Source organism: Hymenobacter swuensis DY53, from assembly GCF_000576555.1.
Classification (GTDB): Bacteria; Bacteroidota; Bacteroidia; order Cytophagales; family Hymenobacteraceae; genus Hymenobacter; species Hymenobacter swuensis.
The window spans coordinates 268,137-285,380 of record NZ_CP007144.1; the positions used below are offsets into that span (position 1 = coordinate 268,137).

Here is a 17,244-nt window from a genome sequence, read left to right on the forward strand (position 1 = left end):
CGCCGTACGGTCGGGGCCCCTTTATGCGGACTTAGTGCCTATCCACGGCGACTCCCTCCTTGCCGTGCTGCAGCTCCAGGGGGGGATAGCCCTAACGACCGACGCGGGTAGACATTGGATCCAAAGGCCCCACCAGGATATAATACCCCGCCTCAAATACTTCCGGTGGGGGCTGCCATTTGCCCCCATCCTCAATACGGTGACGATGGACCATCACAAGGTGTTGTGGGGGCTTACTTGGGCAGAACCACCGCATTCACAGCCGTATTCGCGCTTATCGTATTCCACCGATTTTGGCGAAACGTGGAGCGAATCTCAGTCGCTTCCCACCGATACGTTTCTGCTCTATCGCTTTTATTCACGACCTGGCCAACCTATTCAAGCGCTAACGAATAGGCACGGCAAACTCTACCAGATGCAGGACCGCCTCGGCAAGCGATGGACCTATATCCGGACTATCGCAGAACTAAATGCAGTCCAAGATACCGTCGCGGGGGTGTCCTATTTTGCAGACGCCCAATTCAAGTTTCTCGACACAGGCCAGTTGTTTTTTCGAACCAAAAAGGGCTGGAAGCCAGTAGCCCAAGTTGACTCTATCAATGAAGTCAGCGACGTCTGCTTGTGTCAAGGCAGCATCTTTTTAGCAGGACGCAACCGGAATTCGGGCGATGCAAATCAAATGTTGGTACAGGTACGTAATGGCCGCATACGCGACTCAATCCAGACGAAGGAAGACTACCTGCAGTTGCGATGTGATACGAAAGACCGGCTGTGGGTATTTTCTCGTTTTGGAGTGTGGCAAAAGAGCGGGCATACCCTCAGTAAGCGCTAACAACTTTTTGTTGAATGCGTCTTTCCTCGGGACGGAACCGTTTCCAGCAGCACCGTTTTGGTAAACTTCCAAAAGGCCCTATTAGCCCTAGATTGGAGCTCCCTTCCTCCCCCATTACGCTATGGCTAAAAAGTTGTGGATTCTCTCCTGTGTCTTCGCTTGTGCAGGGCTTCCCGCTGCTGCGCAGGCGCGCATGGAAACGGACAGTCTTTTTATGACGCACGCGCAGAACCGCCGCTGGTTAATTGCTTTGAAAGAGCAGAGAACGGCCGACCAGTAGGGCCGAATCCGCAGCCGGTATTTTTCCTCGCCGCAATCGGCTTCATCGCCCCACGGCGAGGTGACCAGCCTGCCGCTGCTGCTCGTGGAGGGCATTGCCGTCGATGTGACCAGCGCAGGCGACCCCGTCCGGGAAGTAGTGTTGGCCCAATTAACGCCGGATAAGGTGAAGGCCATTACCGTTCTCGAGCGCGAACCAGAGGGCGTGTATGTCAATAAGGCGTTTACTGGCTGGATTATAATCTCCTTGGCAGACAAGCCATTGCGCAAAGTCCTGCGGCGGATGGAAAAGCGCGCCCAACAGCCTTAAGCAGATGAGCAACTGCCACCCATAATCTAAGCGAGACGGTGCTTCGCATCTAAACGCTGGGTTTAATTTGCAAAACTCAAATAGCTATCAAGCAACATATTACAGCATCAGGCAATCCGCAGCCCCCTAGCGGGTATCAGTACTGAAATATCTCCTGCAGCCGGTCACATACCTCCTGGGCAGTGGCTTTGGACAATACGCCTAAGCGGCGCACCAAACGGGTTTTGTCCACGGAACGGATGTGGTCGAGCGCGACCTGGCCCTCTTTGCCCTGGAAGGTGCAGTCTACCCGGGACGGGTAGTCGCGCCGGGTGCTGGTCAGAGCCGCGATGGTGACCGTGCGCAGGTAGCGGTTCATCTCGTCGGGGGAGAGCACCACACAGGGTCGGGTCTTGTTGATTTCGCTGCCCTGGGTCGGGTCGAGGTTAATGAGCCACACCTCGAAGCGCTGCACGGCTACCACTGCCATTCCGTTTCCTCAAAGGCCTCGTCCGAAAATCCCTCCAGCAGCTCGCCCTCCGGGGCCTGGCCCTGGGCAATGGCCTGCTGGAAGCGCTCGTCCCAACCTTGGCGGCGGGGCTTCATCACCGGCTTGATGAGCAGGCCTTCAGGCGTGGGCTGCAGGTCCACTTCGCCGGTGAGGTGATATTGTTCCAGTAACTTCTTGGGCAGCACAATTCCTTGGGAATTGCCCACCCGAATCAGGCGCGTATTCATGGATGCAAATGTACGTACAATGTAATTACATTTGCTGGCCGCTGTTAGTTTCATTCGCTGGCAAGCATCACCTTAAGAACCACTAGCGGGCAATTCTCGGTCCCTGTTCAAAAGACGGGGCTGTTTAAATCACCGTTTCGCTGCACTACCTGCTAGGCTCTTCGGGTTGTCCGTTCAAGAGCAAAGCAATCGTGTCTGGGGCAGATAAGTCCCAGTACTACCACTTGTTTGGGTCGTTCTTTTCGGCAGCAAACCGACGCTGGTACGCCTGCTTGAACACGTAGAGCAGCAGGCGATAGACGCGGTCGCGCTCGGCAAGGGGCAGGCTCAGCAGCCTAGCTAGTCCCGGCACCAAGCCGTAGGTGCGCAAGACCATGCACGGGGTATACGTGGGCCGCAAGCCGCTCTCCGCAATGCCAGGGTCGATATCCGCGAGGTGGGCCTTGGATTGCCGAATCAGGTCAGTTAACTCCTGCAGATGATGCCCTTGTGCATCCGCCGACAGCGAATGAAAATACCCCAGCAACTCGGCATGCGGGCGCAGACCTTGGCCAAATTGATTGAGCGCAATTTCTTCCGGTAGATTCATGCCTGCAATTACAACATTAACAATACCCTCCTTACTTTGAACGGGCCGTGTTCACCGACCCACCCTTAAAGTACTAGCGTGCTTACTCAACTGGCTTTCTAGATAAGTACCGCTGTAACACATAGCCACTAATGCCCACGTCACCATTCCAGTATTCTATCCGTACCCAGTCACTGCTGGTAAGTTCCTTCAAAACGAGCTTCCTATTGCGTTCAAACCGGGCATGGCAATAGCCCTTGATCGTGGGAGTGCTGCGCACGTTGAGCAGTGAAGCATTAACGTCGCAGGTATCGCCCACCATCAATTTTGGTTGTACCTGGACTAGACTTGCCTCAGGGCCTGAGGAAGGCGTTTGGTGAGGGGATAGCAGAGCAGGTAAGTACGTGCACATGGCTCCTACTACATAGCGTAACGTCAGTAATCCACTCATTTCAGAGAAGTAATAGTAGCAGTCAAATTAAGCTCCTTCAAATTAATAGAGCGTTCACAGAGGTACCGTTTGCGTGAACGTCAAGGACAGTTCTACTTTGTTACAAATGGTAAGCCTTGCAGGCTAACAAAACTAACTCCTCGTACGATGACTGAACAGCATAATCTCGTTTCTGATAGCACGCCACCGGAACGCTTTACCACGCTTGTGGAGCTGCTGGCGGCTATCAAGCGTCGGCCGGCCATGTACCTGAGCAAAAATTATATCTCGTGCCTCAAAGCCTTTTTAGACGGATGGTTTCTCTTGGCTGATCAATACGGTATCGACTTCGATGCCGAGTGCCTGGGGGAGTTTCAGGACTGGATAGTTGCCAAGTATAGAATTACCGCCAGCCGCGGGTGGGCCAATATCATTTTGTTCTACTCGCAAGATGAAAGCACGGCGCTCAGGGATTTTTTCACGCTGTTTGAAGAATGGCAGGCGGGCGTAAACCTCAAGGCTTAACATCCCCATACGCTCGTTTTAGCAATTCCGACCGTTTTCGTGAACGGGTGCTGCCTAGTTGGCCAAGCATGGACTCCGGCGGGTTACATTTGGCCGCGTGACGAATCAAACGTGCCCCCCATGCGTCATCAATGACCTTTGTACGGATGTATAAGCGCCCGCTAACCGGCTTACTGGTCGCCTCCTCTGCGGGCCTGCTGGCCTGTACGCCGGCCCGCCATCCCCCAATGGATGCTGTAGAATCGTACGTGACGAACTGCACCGCCGACACGCTTTTGGTAAGCGTGGGCTACTCTTCTGACTCAACCGTAGTGGCCTTGCCAGATGTGCCACGGCTCCGCCAGATGCAAACCGCTGATTCACTGCTTCAGGTCTTGACCGTTCAGCGGAACCCTAAACGTTTATTCCACTACCTGGCTTGGCACCGCAGGCGCTGGTACTGGGTAAACACCTATTCACCACGCGATCCCACTTGGCGCGACGCAGCCGGAAACCTGCACGCCGCCACGATGAATGACACGACGAGCGAGGTTACCTACAAGATAATACCTGGCGACACGCTCCGGTTGTCAAGGTATTGGTCATCCTCCTTGCCAGATGACACGCACCCTCCTGAACTCCCGTCTGTAATAAGCGTGCGCCTAGGTCAAGGCCAGGCCCGGCGCACCCTGCCCCTAGGCCCACCGCTCAATCAGCTGTTCCAGGCGGAATTCAGCTTTTGGCAAGGCTGGTTGGAATGGGAGCCTACTACGTACCGCTACGAACTGCGCGTGAGCCCCGGCTTAGTGCTCAACGACGACTAACCGGCCGTATAGGCTGCGATACCAAAAATGTCTTCGCATACAAATAAATAATTATTTCTAACTGCGAGATATGCCGTCATTATGTTGACAAGCAGATAGTAGTTGTTCCGCACAATACTGTGATACCACTAGTGCGTCAGCATGCATGTACCTGCTACACATTCGGTGGCCTTCCCCTGAAAAATTGGAGTTTCCTAGAACTGTGTTTTCAGCAGTGGGAATGCCAATGATGATACCGTGCTGGTTGCAGATTTCTGCGGCAATTGTGTTCGAAACAGTCGACGCGGCTAGGAATCCTCGTAACCTTTCCAATTGTTGCATTGGTGAAAGATCTGGTAGTTCGCGGGCTAGTTTACGCGCAATCCATGTATCTCCCATCATGCGACTAGCCAAGTAGCGTAGCGTCGATTCCTGTTCGTTGGGAGGTGGTGAAAAGGAGGACATTGCAGGGATAGTGGAAAGTATCTTCCTCGATGAATATGAGGTTTCCTGCAAAAGTAATTGATTTTTGTTGTCTATTGACAACAGTTAGCGGGAGGAATGGCCGATAGCTTGCCACCCTCATGCAGGGTGATCCAGTTCAAGCGTTCGGTCAGGTTTTACGGGAAATCCGTAGGCAACGCGGCCTTTCGCAAGAGGCATTGGCGTTTGAGAGCGATCTTGACCGGGCATTTTTATCGCGGCTGGAGACGGGCCATAAGCAACCCTCACTACTCACCATTTTCCGTATAGCAAGTGTTCTACGCATAAGTGTTGCCGAACTCTTACGATTGGTAGAAGAAAGGATTTACAGTCCCGGAACTGGCCAGAATCAACAGTAAGTGCTTAGAACGTCTAGCATTACGCTTTACTGATTCCTTGGCTGTTGCCTTTGGCACCTGTCCCATATCCCAATCGACGCATGCCGCACAGATGAGGTATGCGTTAGGAGTTTACCCGCAACTCGTAATCTACACTGATCCAAAATGCCATTGGTGTAGATTCTAGCCGTTTAATCTGCTTGAGGCTGATTCTCTCCTCGTTGGATTCAACAGCATTTACAGCTAAGCGTTTCAATACGTTCACCAAGCCACCAATTGTATTTTTGCTTAATGCTAGTAGCTTACTGGCAAGTTGTGGCTCCGATAAATGCGAAGGAAATCGCAATGGTAATAACTGTTCCAGGCTATCAAGTAAGCGTAGATACTCCTCATCCATGCTCCAGGCTGGTAACTCAATCCGCTCAAATCGGCTCTTTAGCTGATCATCGTGCTGAATAACGTGATTAGCCGTGCGAATACCGGCAAATACGAGGGGTATACACACAGTATTTGCCAATAGTTTAAGCATGTTCAGCACTTCACGTTGCTTCATAGGAGAACCTGCCAACACATGCTGTATTTCGTCCACAATAAGCATCCGCACGCCCACATCGTGTAATAGATCGCCAACTAGTTGGAGACGCATTTTGGTACGGGCACCAAGTGCAACAGGTACATGTAGCTTTTCTAGAATAAATGAATAGAATAACTGTACATCGGGTATATGAGGAGCACACACATACAATACCGGCTGGTGTTGTTTAAATTCACCTGCAGTGGATTGTTGGTGTACTGAATAGCAGGTTTTGACGTAATGCTCTAATAAATGTGTCTTTCCGTTACCTGTATCCTCTACTAGCATCAAATTAGGCATGCGGCTGGAACTTGGGTGCGTTTGCAGGAAAGCGAGGAACTTTAGCACCTGTTGCGCCAGAGTATACGGAACCCATTTGTTTACCAGAATAGCACGAATGCGTGCATCTTGTGGCTTATCCAACCATTTAGCTGTCGAGCAGGTGAGATGTTCCATCATCTAGGTTTGGGAATGGTCGACGCACCCGTGGTAGCTGTGAGACAGATGATTCGTCTGATGAGACAACTGTGGTGGATATCAATGCTTCTGGGAGTTCTTCTGCTTGTAAACTCCTGGATACAGGGTTACGACTCGCAGCCTCCTGCTGAAGTCGGCGTTGCCTGGGTGAAATAGGTTTGCGATGTGGTCCTCTCTGCGCGGCTACCTGCTGTTGAGCCTGTTGTTCCAGATCCTGTAATTCCTGTAAAGCACTGAATAAGTGGCTCTCCCGTACGTGGGTAGCAGTTGGATCCTGCAATCGAACTCGGCGTAAGGCCTCTCGCTTTGTCAGGGCTGAGAACTGCCCTTGACTCATATCAAGCAAAGGGATTGTATGATATTCTCTTGTTGCCGGATCCAAAAAATACACTTTGCTTATGTCTCGTGGATCCAGTCGAAAGACATACTTAATACGTTCAACTGAGCGGCCTGATTCTGATCTGCCCTCAATGAATGGACTTAGTACACCATCATAATAGTGCAAATGCCCAATCACAACTCCGTACCGTTGAATAGTTCGCTCAACAAACGGCAAGAAGTCGAGTTGCACTTGGCGTTCATTCGTAGGTCGAGGTGGGATACCGCGTCCATTGGCAGCCAGCAAGCCTTGTTCGTAGCATTGTAGGGGACTGATTAATAAACTGGAATGCGGACGGTGATGATATACTTGCACGATATAAGTTGCTAGCCATTTCTCGAAGGCTGGCAGCGTAAAAACCGCATGAGCGTGGGCGCGGTAAGTTCTCCGTGCTTGGCGATTAGATAAGTAGGCTCCTGATAGATGTCGAATACGGAATTTCAATGTTTTTATCCAACGCTCTACATGGCCTCCATAATGGGGTTCACCAGGTGGACGATGCTGGATAGCAACTTCGTATTGCTCGCATGCCCGGCGCACCATGTTGCCGCGAAACTCTTTCGCATTGTCAAAGTGAAGCGTACGCATGATGCCCCAGCACGGCCATTCTCCAGTAATGTTGCGCTGTGCCAGCCAAGTTTCTTTCGGTAAAAAAGCGTGCGATAAACACATACCAGTCCCTCCAGCCCCAGGTAGTTCCAGCCCTAAATGGAATCCGATAACCATACGGGAGTAAACATCAAGGGCGACAGTCAACCAGGGACGTCCTACAGGCCGATGCGTCTGCTCATCCAACAACACGATGTTGAGCAGAGCGTGATCCACTTCAACTACATCTAACGGCTGGTTTGCTTCAAGTGTAGATGACTGCACAGGATCGCACTGCTGTTGAGCCGCCTGCTTTCCCTGCCGTCCCTTAATACGTACCTTGGATGGCAGGTGCGCAATCCGCCGGCGGACAGTACTGAGTGAAGGAGGGGGTATTTGCTGCTTGATGCAATGCAGACACAGCGTTTCGTAAACGTACTTTACGGAAGGGCGCTGTGGCGATAAATACTGCTCGATAGCTAGTTGAAGTACCTCATCCTGCTGTTGCTGTAGTCTCGACTTTCGCTTCCCTCCACCTGGTTTTTTGGGTAATAACCCCGCCAAACCCGATTGTCTGTATGCTTGTAGCCATCTACGAAAGGTAGATTCGCTGATGTGCTGTTGACTAATAACCTCAGCCAAAGTGGATGCTGGAACTCGTCGTTGCAGGTAAGGTTGGATAATAGAATACCGTGATAAGGCAGTACGTTGGGCCTGTTCGGTAGCGAATTGGTACGTGTCTTGTTCCCGTTGCGAGGATTTGTGCGTTGATGCCGCTTGCAAAAGGTGCAGGGGAACAGTTGTTAGACGTCCAGACTCTATTTCAACCACTACATGCGTCAAGTTGATAATCTGACGTACCATAACGGATTGGCCCAGATAGCTACAACTAACTCCAGCTGCTATGGAAAATAGGTCGGCCATACCGGGAACAGATTACATGCCTATAAGTAGTTAGAAAATATAAGCTTATGCCCGATATGTCAAAAAATATTCTAATCACTGTGTGTTATTTACTCGCAACAAGTATGAGTAAATGTCCGGTAGACGCATGCTCTTTGAGTAATATGGTCATCGTCTTTGGGCAAAAACTCCCTGTTATAAGTATAATTACACTCATCCTCTTTGGAATTTAACACACCAATTAAAGCGATGACAGTGCCTATAGAAAGAAAACCTACTCTTCTTTTATATAGGTCGTGATCCTTTGTAAAGAAAAATCAAGTTTCTTTACAAAGCTAGGTCGGCTTTCTTCCTGGTTACTTCCTGTCCTGCGTGCAAACCACCTGGCAACCTTCTGAGCTTCCACCTGCGATAGAACTGGAAACGCGAGCTGTGTTAAAAAAACTGCCGGCTGCCCACCGGGCTTTAGCAGAGCTAAAGGGTTTGGTTGCGGCTATCCCAAACGAGAGCATTCTGCTCGATACGCTGCCGTTGCAAGAGGCGAAAGACAGCTCCGCAATTGAAAATATCATCACCACGCACGATGAGCTTTTTAATGCTGAGCTTAATTTAGGCGTTTCACAGGCGGCTAAAGAGGTGCAGCGCTATGCGGCAGCCCTGCGTTTGGGTACTGACTTAGTAAAGCAGTTCGGGTTTCTAAGCACCAATCACATTGCCCAGATACAACAAGAGCTGAAGCGCGATAACGGGGGTTACCGCAAGCTTCCAGGGACAACCCTTAAAAATCAGCGTGGAGAGGTGGTGTATACGCCCCCACAAGACCCCGCCACCATCCTCGACCTGATGGGGAATCTAGAGCAATACCTCAACGATGATTCCCTGCACGACGTCGACCCGCTAGTGAAGATGGCTGTGCTGCATTTTCAGTTTGAAAGCATCCACCCGTTTTATGATGGCAATGGACGCACCGGGCGTATTCTCAACATTTTGTACCTCGTGCTCAAAGAGTTGCTGGATATACCAGTTCTTTACTTGAGCCGCTTTATTACGCAAAACAAGGCTGACTATTATCACTATCTGCAAAAAGTACGCAATACCGGCGACTGGGAGCCGTGGCTACTCTATATGCTCACGGGCATCGAGCAAACGGCGCGCGAAAGCATCATATTAATCACGGAAATGCGCAGCTTGATGCAGCAAACCAAGCAAAAACTGCGAACTTATAAATTCTACAGCCAAGACCTGCTAAACAACCTCTATCGGCATCCCTATACCCGCATCGAATTCTTACAGCAGGAACTTAATGTGAGTCGTCCTACCGCTGCCAGCTACTTAAATAAGCTGGCGCAAGACGGCGTTCTGGTCAAGCATAAGCAGGTGAACTCAAACTACTACGTTAATCAGCCGTTGTTTGAACTTCTCTCACGGCTAGGGTAACTCTCACTGCCTGATTCATCCGGATTTTCTGGCCTCTTACCCGCTGGCCAAAAAGATGCGGCACTACGGCTTCTTCACCTACTCGGCCAATGAGGCGCTGCACGTCTCGGAACCGGAAAAAGAGCTGCTGCTGGCCCTCTTCAACACCATGAAAACGGAGCTGGCCAGCCGCCTCGATGAATTCAGCCAGGAGGTCGTCATCGCCCAACTCGAACTGCTGTTTACCTACGCCAACCGCTTTTACAAGCGCCAGTTTCTCACGCGCAAAGCCGGGCACAGCGACTTACTGCAACAGCTGGAAGAAACCCTGGCGGACTGCTTCTGATGCGAGAACCTGCTTAACCGAGGCATCCCCACGGTGCAGCATCTCGCTGAGCGCCTGCATGTGTCGCCGAGCTACCTGAGTAACATGCTGCGCACGCTCACCGGCCAAAGTACCCAGCAGCACATCCACGACAAGCTCATCGAGCAAGCCAAGGAGCAGCTCGCCATCACGGGCTTGTCGGTGAGCGAGGTAGCCTACGCACTCGGCTTCGAGCATCCGCAGTCCTTCAGCCGGCTTTTCAAAACCAAGACGGACCTTTCGCCCCTGGCTTTCCGACAGTCTTTTCAGCACAATTGAAGTAAAATACCCCCCCAATGGTCTAGCCGGACAATGATGGCCTGGCAAGCTGCCAAGCCCTCGTTGTCCGGCATTTAGGCATTTAAATGGGAGTCAGCAGATCGGTGGCTCCAGGGCTAAGCGGTAGCTGGTGCTGCGCCCGCCGGCACTTTCCTTGCGCAGAACTCCCTTTGCCAGCAGGTCCGCCATATCGCGGCCAGCCGTGTCCTGGGAGCACTTGGCCATGCGGGCCCACTTGGACGTGGTCAGCTTGCCCTCGAAGCCGTCGAGCAGCCGCTGCACCAGCCGGCGCTGCCGTTCGCTGAGCTCGGTCATGCGGTGCCGCTCCCAGAACCGGGCCTTGCCCAATACCTGAGCCAGCGTATGTTCGGCCCGGGTCAGGGCGCGGTCCAGGCACTGCAGAAACCACGTCAGCCAGGGCGTCACATCCAGCGAGCCGTGCTGGCTGGTTTCCAGTAGGTCGTAATAGGTCTGGCGCTCGGCCTGGATCTGGGCCGACATGCTATAGCAGCGCTGGGCCGTGGCGTCGGCCCGGGTTAGCTGCAGATCGGCAATGGCGCGGGCAATGCGCCCGTTGCCATCATCGAAGGGGTGAATGGTAACAAACCAGAAGTGGGCCAAGGCAGCCTTCAGCACGGGGTCCAGTTCGCCGGGAGCGTTAAACCAGGCCAGAAACTCGTTCATCTGCGCCGTCAGCGCCTCGGCCGGGGGGGCCTCGTAGTGCACTCGCTCCCGGCCCATCGGGCCGGACACTACCTGCATGGGGCCGGTGCGCCAAGCCCCCACCCGCAGCGGGTACGGCCCGCTGTACCCGGCCGGAAACAGGGCGTGATGCCAGCCGAACAGACGCTCAGCCGTTAGCGGCTGGTTAGCCTGCTGAGTGGCATCTAGCATCATTGCCACCACGCCTTCCACCCGCCGGTCGGCCGGGGGCAAGCCACCCTGCTCCAGCCCCAGCCGGTACGCCAAAGAGGAGCGTACCGAAGCTGGGGGCAGTATTTCTCCCTCTATCTCGCTGGATTTCAGTATGTCCAGGGTTAAGGTCTGGAGCGTGGCCTCGGTGCGCAGGTCCAGACCAAGCCCTTCCAGCCGCCCCAGTAGCCGGCCTTGCCGATGGCGCACCTGACCCAGCAGGCTCTCAATGGCCGCAGGTTGCCAGCTAAAGACCGGCCAGTTGGGTAGATGATAAATGTACGTGGGCATTCTCCGCATATATTGCGGTGAATATATGGCTTATTCTCCGCATCGTACACCATCTTGGTCCTTGTGAGGACTGATGACATATTCACCTTATTTCTAAGCGTGGATGACCGGAAAATGTCGCACACCTTCCACCTACCTGACCTGCTGCGTGAAATTCAGCAGGCACGGGCGCAGGCGCAACGGCAGCTAGGCTTTGCGGTGGCCCCGCGCCCAAACGCTGCCGGCCGTGCTAGCCCGCCACTTGCGCGTGCTGCTCGGTGCCACTAAGCTGCCCGTGCCGAGGGGCCCGTGCCGCGCAGCACCAACGCCGACACGCAGCGGGCGCATTACTCACCCCAAAATAATTCCCAACCCCTTACTTGATACAAGCGCTACTGGTGGACCAAACTTATGAACAAGGCCCCTACCTTGGCGGCTCATATCCTTTCGTCAGCTTCATGCTTCGTTCCATCATGTTCGTCGGCACCGCGTCCGACGTGGGCAAGAGCGTTATCACGGCTGGCTTCTGCCGGATTTTCCGCCAGGATGGCTATCAGCCGGCTCCGTTCAAGGCCCAGAACATGTCGCTGAACAGCTACGCCACGCCCGAGGGGCTGGAAATCGGGCGGGCGCAGGCGGTACAGGCCGAGGCGGCGGGCATTGCCTGCCACGTCGATATGAACCCAGTGCTGCTCAAGCCCACCTCCGACCAGGCTTCGCAGGTGGTGCTCAACGGTCGGCCCATCGGCACCCAAACGGCCCACGAATATTTCCAGGTAAACGACCGTCATGCGCTGTTTGTCGCCGCCACCCAGGCCTACGACCGGCTGGCAGCCCGCTTTTCGCCCGTTGTGCTGGAAGGCGCCGGCAGCATTTCCGAGCTGAACCTGAAGCGGCGCGACATCACCAACCTGCGCATGGCCCAGCACGCCGGCGCCGCCACCTACCTGATTGCCGACATCGACAAGGGCGGCGTGTTCGGGAGCGTCTACGGCACGCTGGCGCTGCTGGACCCCGCCGAAAAAGCCTGCATCAAAGGCATTCTCATCAACAAGTTCCGGGGCGACGCGCGGCTGTTTGCCGACGGCCGTCAGCAGCTCGAAGACCTGACCGGCGTGCCAGTGGTGGGCGTGCTGCCCTACTTCCGCGACATTTTTGTGGAGGAAGAGGACTCGGTGGTGCTGGCTTACAAGCAGCGGCGCGCCGGGCCGGACCGCCGGGTGCGCGTGGCCGTGGTGCTGCTGGGGCGCATGTCCAACTTCACCGATTTCGACGCGCTGAACCACGACGCCCGCACCGACGTGTTTTTCACCCACGACGCCGCCGAAATCAGCGCGGCCGACATCATCATCCTGCCCGGCAGCAAAAACACCATCGACGACCTGCTGGCGCTGACCCGCAGCGGGCTGGCCGCCGCCATTGTGGCGGCGCACCGGGCCGGCAAAACCGTGGTGGGCATTTGCGGGGGCTACCAGATGCTGGGCCGCTCGGTGGAAGACCCCACCGGGGTGGAAAGCCCGGTGCCGGCTGCCGCGGGCCTGGGGCTGCTGCCCGTGCGCACGGTGCTGCAAGGCGAAAAAACCACCCGCCAGCGCCAGTTCACCTTCCGGAACGGCCCCCAAGCTGCCTGCCGGGGCTACGAGATTCACATGGGCCAGACCACCCCCGACGGCCCGCCGCAGCCCGTGGCCACCCTCGACGACGGCACGCCCGACGGCTACTTTGCCGGTCCGCGCTGCTGGGGCACCTACCTGCACGGCATCCTCGACAACCCCACGGTAATCGACGCGCTGCTGGCCCCGTTCACCCAGCAGGAAAGCAGCGCGCCCGTTGATTTCGCGGCCTTCAAAAACGAGCAGTACGACCGCCTGGCCGCTCTCATCCGCGCCAACGTGAACATGGAGCAAATCTACGCGGCCCTGCGCAGCTAATCTTTCCACATTATGCTCCACGGACATGGCGACGACGGCTACCGGCACCCGCACCCCATCAAGGCCGATTTCAGCACCAACGTGTGGTACGGTGGCGAGCCGGCGGGCCTGCGCGACTACGTGTTCAGCCAGTGGGCCACCGTGAACCGCTACCCCGAGGTGCTGGCCGAGAGTCTGGCCGCCCGTATTGCCGCGCACCACGGCCTTAGCGCCAACCAGGTGCTGACCAGCAGCGGCACCACCGAAAGCATTTATCTGCTGGCCCAGGCCTGGGCCGGGCGCCGCACCACCATCGTCACGCCGGCTTTTGCCGAGTACGAGGACGCCACCCGCCTGCACGGCCACCAGCTCACCTTTCTGCCCTGGGAGCAGCTGATGGCCGGTGCGCCGCTGGCCGCGGAGCTGGTGTTTTTGTGCAACCCCAACAACCCTACCGGCAGCGTGCTGCAAGAGGGGGAAGTAGCGCAATTGCTGGCCTGCCACCCCCAAATGGTTTTTGTGCTCGACGAGGCCTTCATCGAGTTTACGACCAGCATCACCACCGCGCTGCCGCTGCTGGGCCGGTTCGATAACCTGGTGATTATGCGCTCCATGACCAAGGCCTACGCCATTCCGGGGCTGCGGCTGGGCTACGTGGTGGCTTCGGAAAAGCTGGTGGCCCACCTCACGGCCGCCAAAGCACCCTGGACGGTCAACGCCCTGGCTGCCGCCGCCGGGCACTTCCTGTTCGAGCACTTCGAGGCCGTGCAGCCGCCCGTCGCCCAGCTGCTTGCCGACCGCGCCAGCTTCGCGGCTCAGCTAGCCGAAAACAAGGCCCTCGAAATCCACCCCAGCCACACCCACTACTTTGTGGGCCAGTTGCGGCGCGGCACCGCCGCCGACTTGAAACGCTGGCTGCTGGCCCGCCACGGCCTGCTGATCCGGGATGCGGCCAATTTCCGGGACCTCACGCCCGCGCATTTCCGGCTAGGTACCCGCCCGCCCGCCGACAACCACCTCCTGCTCAACGCCCTGCGCGAATGGACCGATTCACCCGCCTAGCCGCGCCCCTGGCTTTGGGCTACACCCTCGATTTGCTGCTGGCCGACCCCGAAAGCTGGCCCCACCCCGTGCGCACCTACGGCACCCTTATTGCTGTCGGCGAACAGCAGCTCAACCACGGCACCTGGCGCCTAGCGAAAGGGGCACTGCTGGCAAGCACCTTAGTGGGCGGCACCTTCGCCGGCTTCACGCTACTGGACAAGGCCGGGCGGCGCCTGCCTCCCTCTATTCCCTTGGCGCTAAACAGCTTGTGGGTGTTCTACGGGCTGGCCAATACGGGCCTAGTGCGCGAAGGCCGGGCCGTGTTCGAGGTGCTGGAACGGGACGGGCTGGCAGCGGGCCGCCGCCAGCTGGCCCGCATCGTGGGGCGCGAAACCGCCCGGTTCGACCACCAGCAAATCCGCACGGCCGTGCTGGAGAGCCTGGCGGAAAACCTGAGCGACGGGGTGGTGGCGCCCCTGCTCTACTACGCGCTGGCGGGCGTGCCGGGTTTAATGGCCTACAAAATGGTGAACACCCTCGATTCGATGGTGGGCTACCGCAGCCCGCGCTACGAGCAGTTCGGCAAGTTTGCCGCCCGCCTCGACGACGTGGCGAATCTGGTACCGGCCCGGCTCACGGCCGGTTTGCTGGCGCTGCTGGGCGGCAGTGGGCGGGGGTTTCGCTTCATTTTCCGGTACGGCCACCAACACAAAAGCCCCAACGCCGGCTACCCGGAGGCCGCCCTGGCGGGCGTGCTCGACTGCCGCTTCGGCGGGCCCAACTACTACCACGGCCAGCTCGTACCTAAACCCTACATCGGCCACAACCCGCGCCCGTTGGCGCACCAGGAAATCAACCGGGTGGCTCGGCTCAACCACGCCGTGTGCGCCGTAGTGGTGGCCGGCATTGTGGGGCTACTGTGGCGGCAGCACCGGCGCCGACGCCTCCAATAAGCGCGCAATAAAGCCGGCATCTTCGCCCCAGTACAGGTGCAGGTAGGAGGCCCACACGTTGCCCTGGCGGTACAGTTGCCCCAAAACGGGCCCGCCCTTGGCGTTGGTGACCTCCACGGCTTCTGGGGTCAGGCCGTGGTCGAGCAGGCGCGAATAGTGGAACTCGTGGCCTTTGACTGTTAGCCCGTCCCAGTGCACCACGCGGTAGCCGAGGGTCAGCTTGGCGTCCTGCATGGTGGTGGAGCACGGCAGCACGCCCGCCATGGCAAACGGCTGGCCCGGCGCATCCAGGAGGTGCTGGCCCAGGTACATCAGCCCCCCGCACTCGGCGTAGGTTGCCCCGCCTTGCCGGCAGTACGCGGCAATGCTGGTCCGCATGGTTTCGTTGGCGCTCAGGGCTTCGGCAAACAGCTCCGGATACCCGCCGGGCAAGTACAGAAAATCGGTGCCCAGCGGCAGCGCGGCATCGGTCAGGGGGCTGAAGTACCGAACCTCGCCAAACCGGGACAACGCCTGCAAATTCTGATGATAAGTGAACGTAAACGCCGCGTCGCGGGCCACGGCAATGCGGCGGCGGCCAGCCATTACCGGCGCGGCTGGCGGCGGCACGGTGGTTGGCACGGCGGTGCGCGTGAGCTCCAGCAGCCGGTCCACGTCCACGGTGTGGGGCAGGGCGTCGGCCAGGGCTTCCACCACGGTTTCGTATTGCAGCTCGGCGTCGATGGAGAGGCCCAGGTGGCGCGACGGGATGGTAAAGGCCGGATTATTGGGCAGGTAGCCCAAGGCTTCCACCCCCACGTCGGCGCAGGCTTCGCGCAGAAACTCGTAGTGCGAGGCCGTATTGACAAAGTTGAAAATAGCCCCCACCAGCCGGATACCGGGGTGAAACGTCTTGAACCCGAACAGCAGCGGGGCCACCGAGTACGCCATGGCTTTGGCATTGACCACCAGAATCACCGGAATACCCAGCTGCTCGGCCACGTCGGCGGCGCTACCCTGCATCCGCACGGCCCCATCGAAGAGGCCCATCACGCCTTCCACCACGGCCACGTCGGCGGGGGCGGTGTAGCGGGCGTAGGTGCTGTGCAGGTGGGCCGGCGAGGCCATGAACACGTCGAGGTTGAGACTCGGGCGGCCGGCGGCCTGGGTGTGGTGGTGGGTGTCGAGGTAATCGGGGCCGCACTTGAAGGGCTGCACCACCAGCCCGCGCCGGGCCAGCACCCGCAGCAGCCCCAGCGTCAGGGTGGTCTTACCGTTGCCGCTGGCCGGGGCGGCGAGCAGGAATTGGGGCTTTTCGGAAACGGTAGGTAAAGCCACAGACGGTATGTTTACGGTTGAAATCAGCGCAAGATGGCCCTTTATCTTCTTTCCGGTGGCCCCGGAGCCGGCAAAAGCACCCTGCTCACCGCCCTCGGCCACGCCGGCTTTGCGGTGGCCGAGGAAGTGTCGCGCCAGCTTATCCAAGAGCAAGTGGCCCTGGGCAGCCGCCAGGTGCCATGGCTGGATCTGGCCGGCTTTGCCGAGCTGGCTTTGGCCCGCATGGTCACCCAGCACCGGCAGGCCACCCTGCGCGGCGGCGTCACGTTCTTCGACCGGGGCCTGCCCGACCTGATTGCCTACCTGGAAGTGGCAGGCCAATCGGTGCCGCCCGCCTACTACGCGGCGGTGGCGGCGCATCCGTATCGGCCGCTGGTTTTTCTGGCGCCGCCCTGGCCGGAAATCTACGTGAACGATGCCGAGCGCTGGCAAACCTTCGACGAGGCCACGGCCATTTACCGGGCGCTGCACCTTGTCTACCAGCGGGTTGGCTATACCGTGGTGGAGCTACCCAGAACCAGCGTGGCCGCGCGGGTAAGCTTCGTCAGAACAGTAGCTGGCATTTAAAATGGCGGAGTTTCAAGTGGGACTAGG

The 17,244-nt window shown here is 57.1% G+C and carries 18 protein-coding genes and 1 pseudogene; 12 read left to right on the plus strand and 7 right to left on the minus strand.

Going from position 1 to position 17,244, the window contains the following annotated elements; all coding sequences use genetic code 11:
- Window positions 1–205 precede the first annotated feature (205 nt).
- The 3 genes from HSW_RS01360 to HSW_RS01365 all read left to right on the plus strand — a co-directional run bounded on the left by HSW_RS01360 (window position 206) and on the right by HSW_RS01365 (window position 1,421).
- Window positions 206–832, plus strand: coding sequence for a hypothetical protein (locus tag HSW_RS01360; protein WP_155832769.1), 627 nt, complete (start codon window positions 206–208; stop codon window positions 830–832).
- Between the two features lie 121 nt (window positions 833–953).
- Complete coding sequence (locus HSW_RS24000; protein ID WP_155832770.1) at window positions 954–1,112, plus strand: hypothetical protein; 159 nt, start codon at window positions 954–956, stop codon at window positions 1,110–1,112.
- A gap of 60 nt (window positions 1,113–1,172) precedes the next feature.
- Complete coding sequence (locus HSW_RS01365; protein WP_044000467.1) at window positions 1,173–1,421, plus strand: hypothetical protein; 249 nt, start codon at window positions 1,173–1,175, stop codon at window positions 1,419–1,421.
- Window positions 1,422–1,557: 136 nt separating this feature from the next.
- Here HSW_RS01365 and HSW_RS01370 read toward each other — a convergent pair whose 3' ends face one another.
- From HSW_RS01370 to HSW_RS01380, 3 genes are all read right to left on the minus strand, one after another.
- Window positions 1,558–1,890, minus strand: coding sequence for a type II toxin-antitoxin system PemK/MazF family toxin (locus HSW_RS01370; RefSeq protein ID WP_044000468.1), 333 nt, complete (start codon window positions 1,888–1,890; stop codon window positions 1,558–1,560).
- Window positions 1,878–2,138 (minus strand): AbrB/MazE/SpoVT family DNA-binding domain-containing protein, encoded by a 261-nt coding sequence (locus tag HSW_RS01375; RefSeq protein ID WP_044000469.1) that lies wholly within the window; start codon window positions 2,136–2,138, stop codon window positions 1,878–1,880. Before HSW_RS01375 ends, HSW_RS01370 begins: the two co-directional genes overlap by 13 nt.
- A 217-nt stretch (window positions 2,139–2,355) precedes the next feature.
- On the minus strand, window positions 2,356–2,727 hold the full coding sequence (locus HSW_RS01380) for a DUF5958 family protein (protein ID WP_052345982.1): 372 nt from the start codon (window positions 2,725–2,727) through the stop codon (window positions 2,356–2,358).
- Window positions 2,728–3,304: 577 nt separating this feature from the next.
- Between HSW_RS01380 and HSW_RS01385 the strand changes: the two genes are divergently transcribed.
- The 3 genes from HSW_RS01385 to HSW_RS23365 all read left to right on the plus strand — a co-directional run bounded on the left by HSW_RS01385 (window position 3,305) and on the right by HSW_RS23365 (window position 5,285).
- Window positions 3,305–3,661, plus strand: a complete 357-nt coding sequence (locus HSW_RS01385; protein ID WP_155832771.1) for a hypothetical protein — start codon at window positions 3,305–3,307, stop codon at window positions 3,659–3,661.
- Window positions 3,662–4,296: 635 nt separating this feature from the next.
- Window positions 4,297–4,464, plus strand: coding sequence for a hypothetical protein (locus HSW_RS24005; protein WP_155832772.1), 168 nt, complete (start codon window positions 4,297–4,299; stop codon window positions 4,462–4,464).
- A gap of 563 nt (window positions 4,465–5,027) precedes the next feature.
- Window positions 5,028–5,285, plus strand: a complete 258-nt coding sequence (locus HSW_RS23365; protein ID WP_071883036.1) for a helix-turn-helix domain-containing protein — start codon at window positions 5,028–5,030, stop codon at window positions 5,283–5,285.
- 103 nt (window positions 5,286–5,388) lie between these two features.
- On the opposite strand, the gene HSW_RS23370 is transcribed toward HSW_RS23365, so the two are convergent.
- A complete protein-coding gene (locus HSW_RS23370) occupies window positions 5,389–6,297 on the minus strand; it encodes a TniB family NTP-binding protein (protein WP_071883037.1) in 909 nt (302 codons plus the stop codon).
- The gene (locus HSW_RS23375; RefSeq protein ID WP_071883038.1) at window positions 6,266–8,206 is read right to left on the minus strand and encodes a DNA-binding domain-containing protein; all 1,941 of its coding nucleotides are present in this window, start codon (window positions 8,204–8,206) and stop codon (window positions 6,266–6,268) included. The genes HSW_RS23370 and HSW_RS23375 overlap by 32 nt, the downstream gene beginning before the upstream one ends.
- Window positions 8,207–8,557: 351 nt before the next feature.
- Here HSW_RS23375 and HSW_RS01395 point away from each other — a divergent pair, with 351 nt between their 5' ends.
- Both HSW_RS01395 and HSW_RS25135 read left to right on the plus strand, forming a co-directional pair.
- Window positions 8,558–9,622: a Fic family protein gene (locus HSW_RS01395; protein ID WP_044000471.1), complete on the plus strand. Its 1,065-nt coding sequence runs from the start codon at window positions 8,558–8,560 to the stop codon at window positions 9,620–9,622.
- Window positions 9,623–9,632: 10 nt separating this feature from the next.
- Window positions 9,633–10,244 (plus strand): annotated as a pseudogene (locus HSW_RS25135) (helix-turn-helix domain-containing protein); the annotation flags it as partial.
- A 93-nt stretch (window positions 10,245–10,337) separates the two neighbouring features.
- Here the strand turns inward: HSW_RS25135 and HSW_RS01405 are convergent.
- A complete protein-coding gene (locus tag HSW_RS01405) occupies window positions 10,338–11,456 on the minus strand; it encodes a Fic family protein (RefSeq protein ID WP_044000472.1) in 1,119 nt (372 codons plus the stop codon).
- A gap of 428 nt (window positions 11,457–11,884) precedes the next feature.
- Between HSW_RS01405 and HSW_RS01410 the strand changes: the two genes are divergently transcribed.
- From HSW_RS01410 to cbiB, 3 genes are read left to right on the plus strand one after another with little or no spacing between them, the layout of a single operon-like run.
- Window positions 11,885–13,357, plus strand: a complete 1,473-nt coding sequence (locus tag HSW_RS01410; protein WP_044000473.1) for a cobyric acid synthase — start codon at window positions 11,885–11,887, stop codon at window positions 13,355–13,357.
- A gap of 12 nt (window positions 13,358–13,369) precedes the next feature.
- Window positions 13,370–14,398, plus strand: coding sequence for a pyridoxal phosphate-dependent aminotransferase (locus HSW_RS01415; RefSeq protein WP_044000474.1), 1,029 nt, complete (start codon window positions 13,370–13,372; stop codon window positions 14,396–14,398).
- Entirely contained in the window at window positions 14,377–15,333 is a 957-nt protein-coding gene (cbiB, locus tag HSW_RS01420) for an adenosylcobinamide-phosphate synthase CbiB (protein ID WP_044000475.1), read from the plus strand. Before HSW_RS01415 ends, cbiB begins: the two co-directional genes overlap by 22 nt.
- Here the strand turns inward: cbiB and HSW_RS01425 are convergent.
- Window positions 15,295–16,650 (minus strand): cobyrinate a,c-diamide synthase, encoded by a 1,356-nt coding sequence (locus HSW_RS01425; RefSeq protein WP_044000476.1) that lies wholly within the window; start codon window positions 16,648–16,650, stop codon window positions 15,295–15,297. The genes cbiB and HSW_RS01425 overlap by 39 nt on opposite strands.
- Before the next feature lie 33 nt (window positions 16,651–16,683).
- Between HSW_RS01425 and HSW_RS01430 the strand changes: the two genes are divergently transcribed.
- A complete protein-coding gene (locus HSW_RS01430; RefSeq protein WP_044000477.1) occupies window positions 16,684–17,217 on the plus strand; it encodes an AAA family ATPase in 534 nt (177 codons plus the stop codon).
- The last annotated feature ends 27 nt before the right edge of the window (window positions 17,218–17,244 follow it).

What these genes read in the sequence shown, in the direction of transcription:
- HSW_RS01360 (WP_155832769.1), top strand. Translation starts at nt 206, where the DNA reads ATGGACCATCACAAGGTGTTGTGGGGGCTTACTTGGGCAGAACCACCG.
- HSW_RS24000 (WP_155832770.1), top strand. Translation starts at nt 954, where the DNA reads ATGGCTAAAAAGTTGTGGATTCTCTCCTGTGTCTTCGCTTGTGCAGGG.
- HSW_RS01370 (WP_044000468.1), bottom strand. Translation starts at nt 1,890, where the DNA reads ATGGCAGTGGTAGCCGTGCAGCGCTTCGAGGTGTGGCTCATTAACCTC.
- HSW_RS01375 (WP_044000469.1), bottom strand. Translation starts at nt 2,138, where the DNA reads ATGAATACGCGCCTGATTCGGGTGGGCAATTCCCAAGGAATTGTGCTG.
- HSW_RS01380 (WP_052345982.1), bottom strand. Translation starts at nt 2,727, where the DNA reads ATGAATCTACCGGAAGAAATTGCGCTCAATCAATTTGGCCAAGGTCTG.
- HSW_RS01385 (WP_155832771.1), top strand. Translation starts at nt 3,305, where the DNA reads ATGACTGAACAGCATAATCTCGTTTCTGATAGCACGCCACCGGAACGC.
- HSW_RS23365 (WP_071883036.1), top strand. Translation starts at nt 5,028, where the DNA reads ATGCAGGGTGATCCAGTTCAAGCGTTCGGTCAGGTTTTACGGGAAATC.
- HSW_RS23370 (WP_071883037.1), bottom strand. Translation starts at nt 6,297, where the DNA reads ATGATGGAACATCTCACCTGCTCGACAGCTAAATGGTTGGATAAGCCA.
- HSW_RS23375 (WP_071883038.1), bottom strand. Translation starts at nt 8,206, where the DNA reads ATGGCCGACCTATTTTCCATAGCAGCTGGAGTTAGTTGTAGCTATCTG.
- HSW_RS01405 (WP_044000472.1), bottom strand. Translation starts at nt 11,456, where the DNA reads ATGCGGAGAATGCCCACGTACATTTATCATCTACCCAACTGGCCGGTC.
- HSW_RS01410 (WP_044000473.1), top strand. Translation starts at nt 11,885, where the DNA reads ATGCTTCGTTCCATCATGTTCGTCGGCACCGCGTCCGACGTGGGCAAG.
- HSW_RS01415 (WP_044000474.1), top strand. Translation starts at nt 13,370, where the DNA reads ATGCTCCACGGACATGGCGACGACGGCTACCGGCACCCGCACCCCATC.
- cbiB (WP_044000475.1), top strand. Translation starts at nt 14,377, where the DNA reads ATGGACCGATTCACCCGCCTAGCCGCGCCCCTGGCTTTGGGCTACACC.
- HSW_RS01430 (WP_044000477.1), top strand. Translation starts at nt 16,684, where the DNA reads ATGGCCCTTTATCTTCTTTCCGGTGGCCCCGGAGCCGGCAAAAGCACC.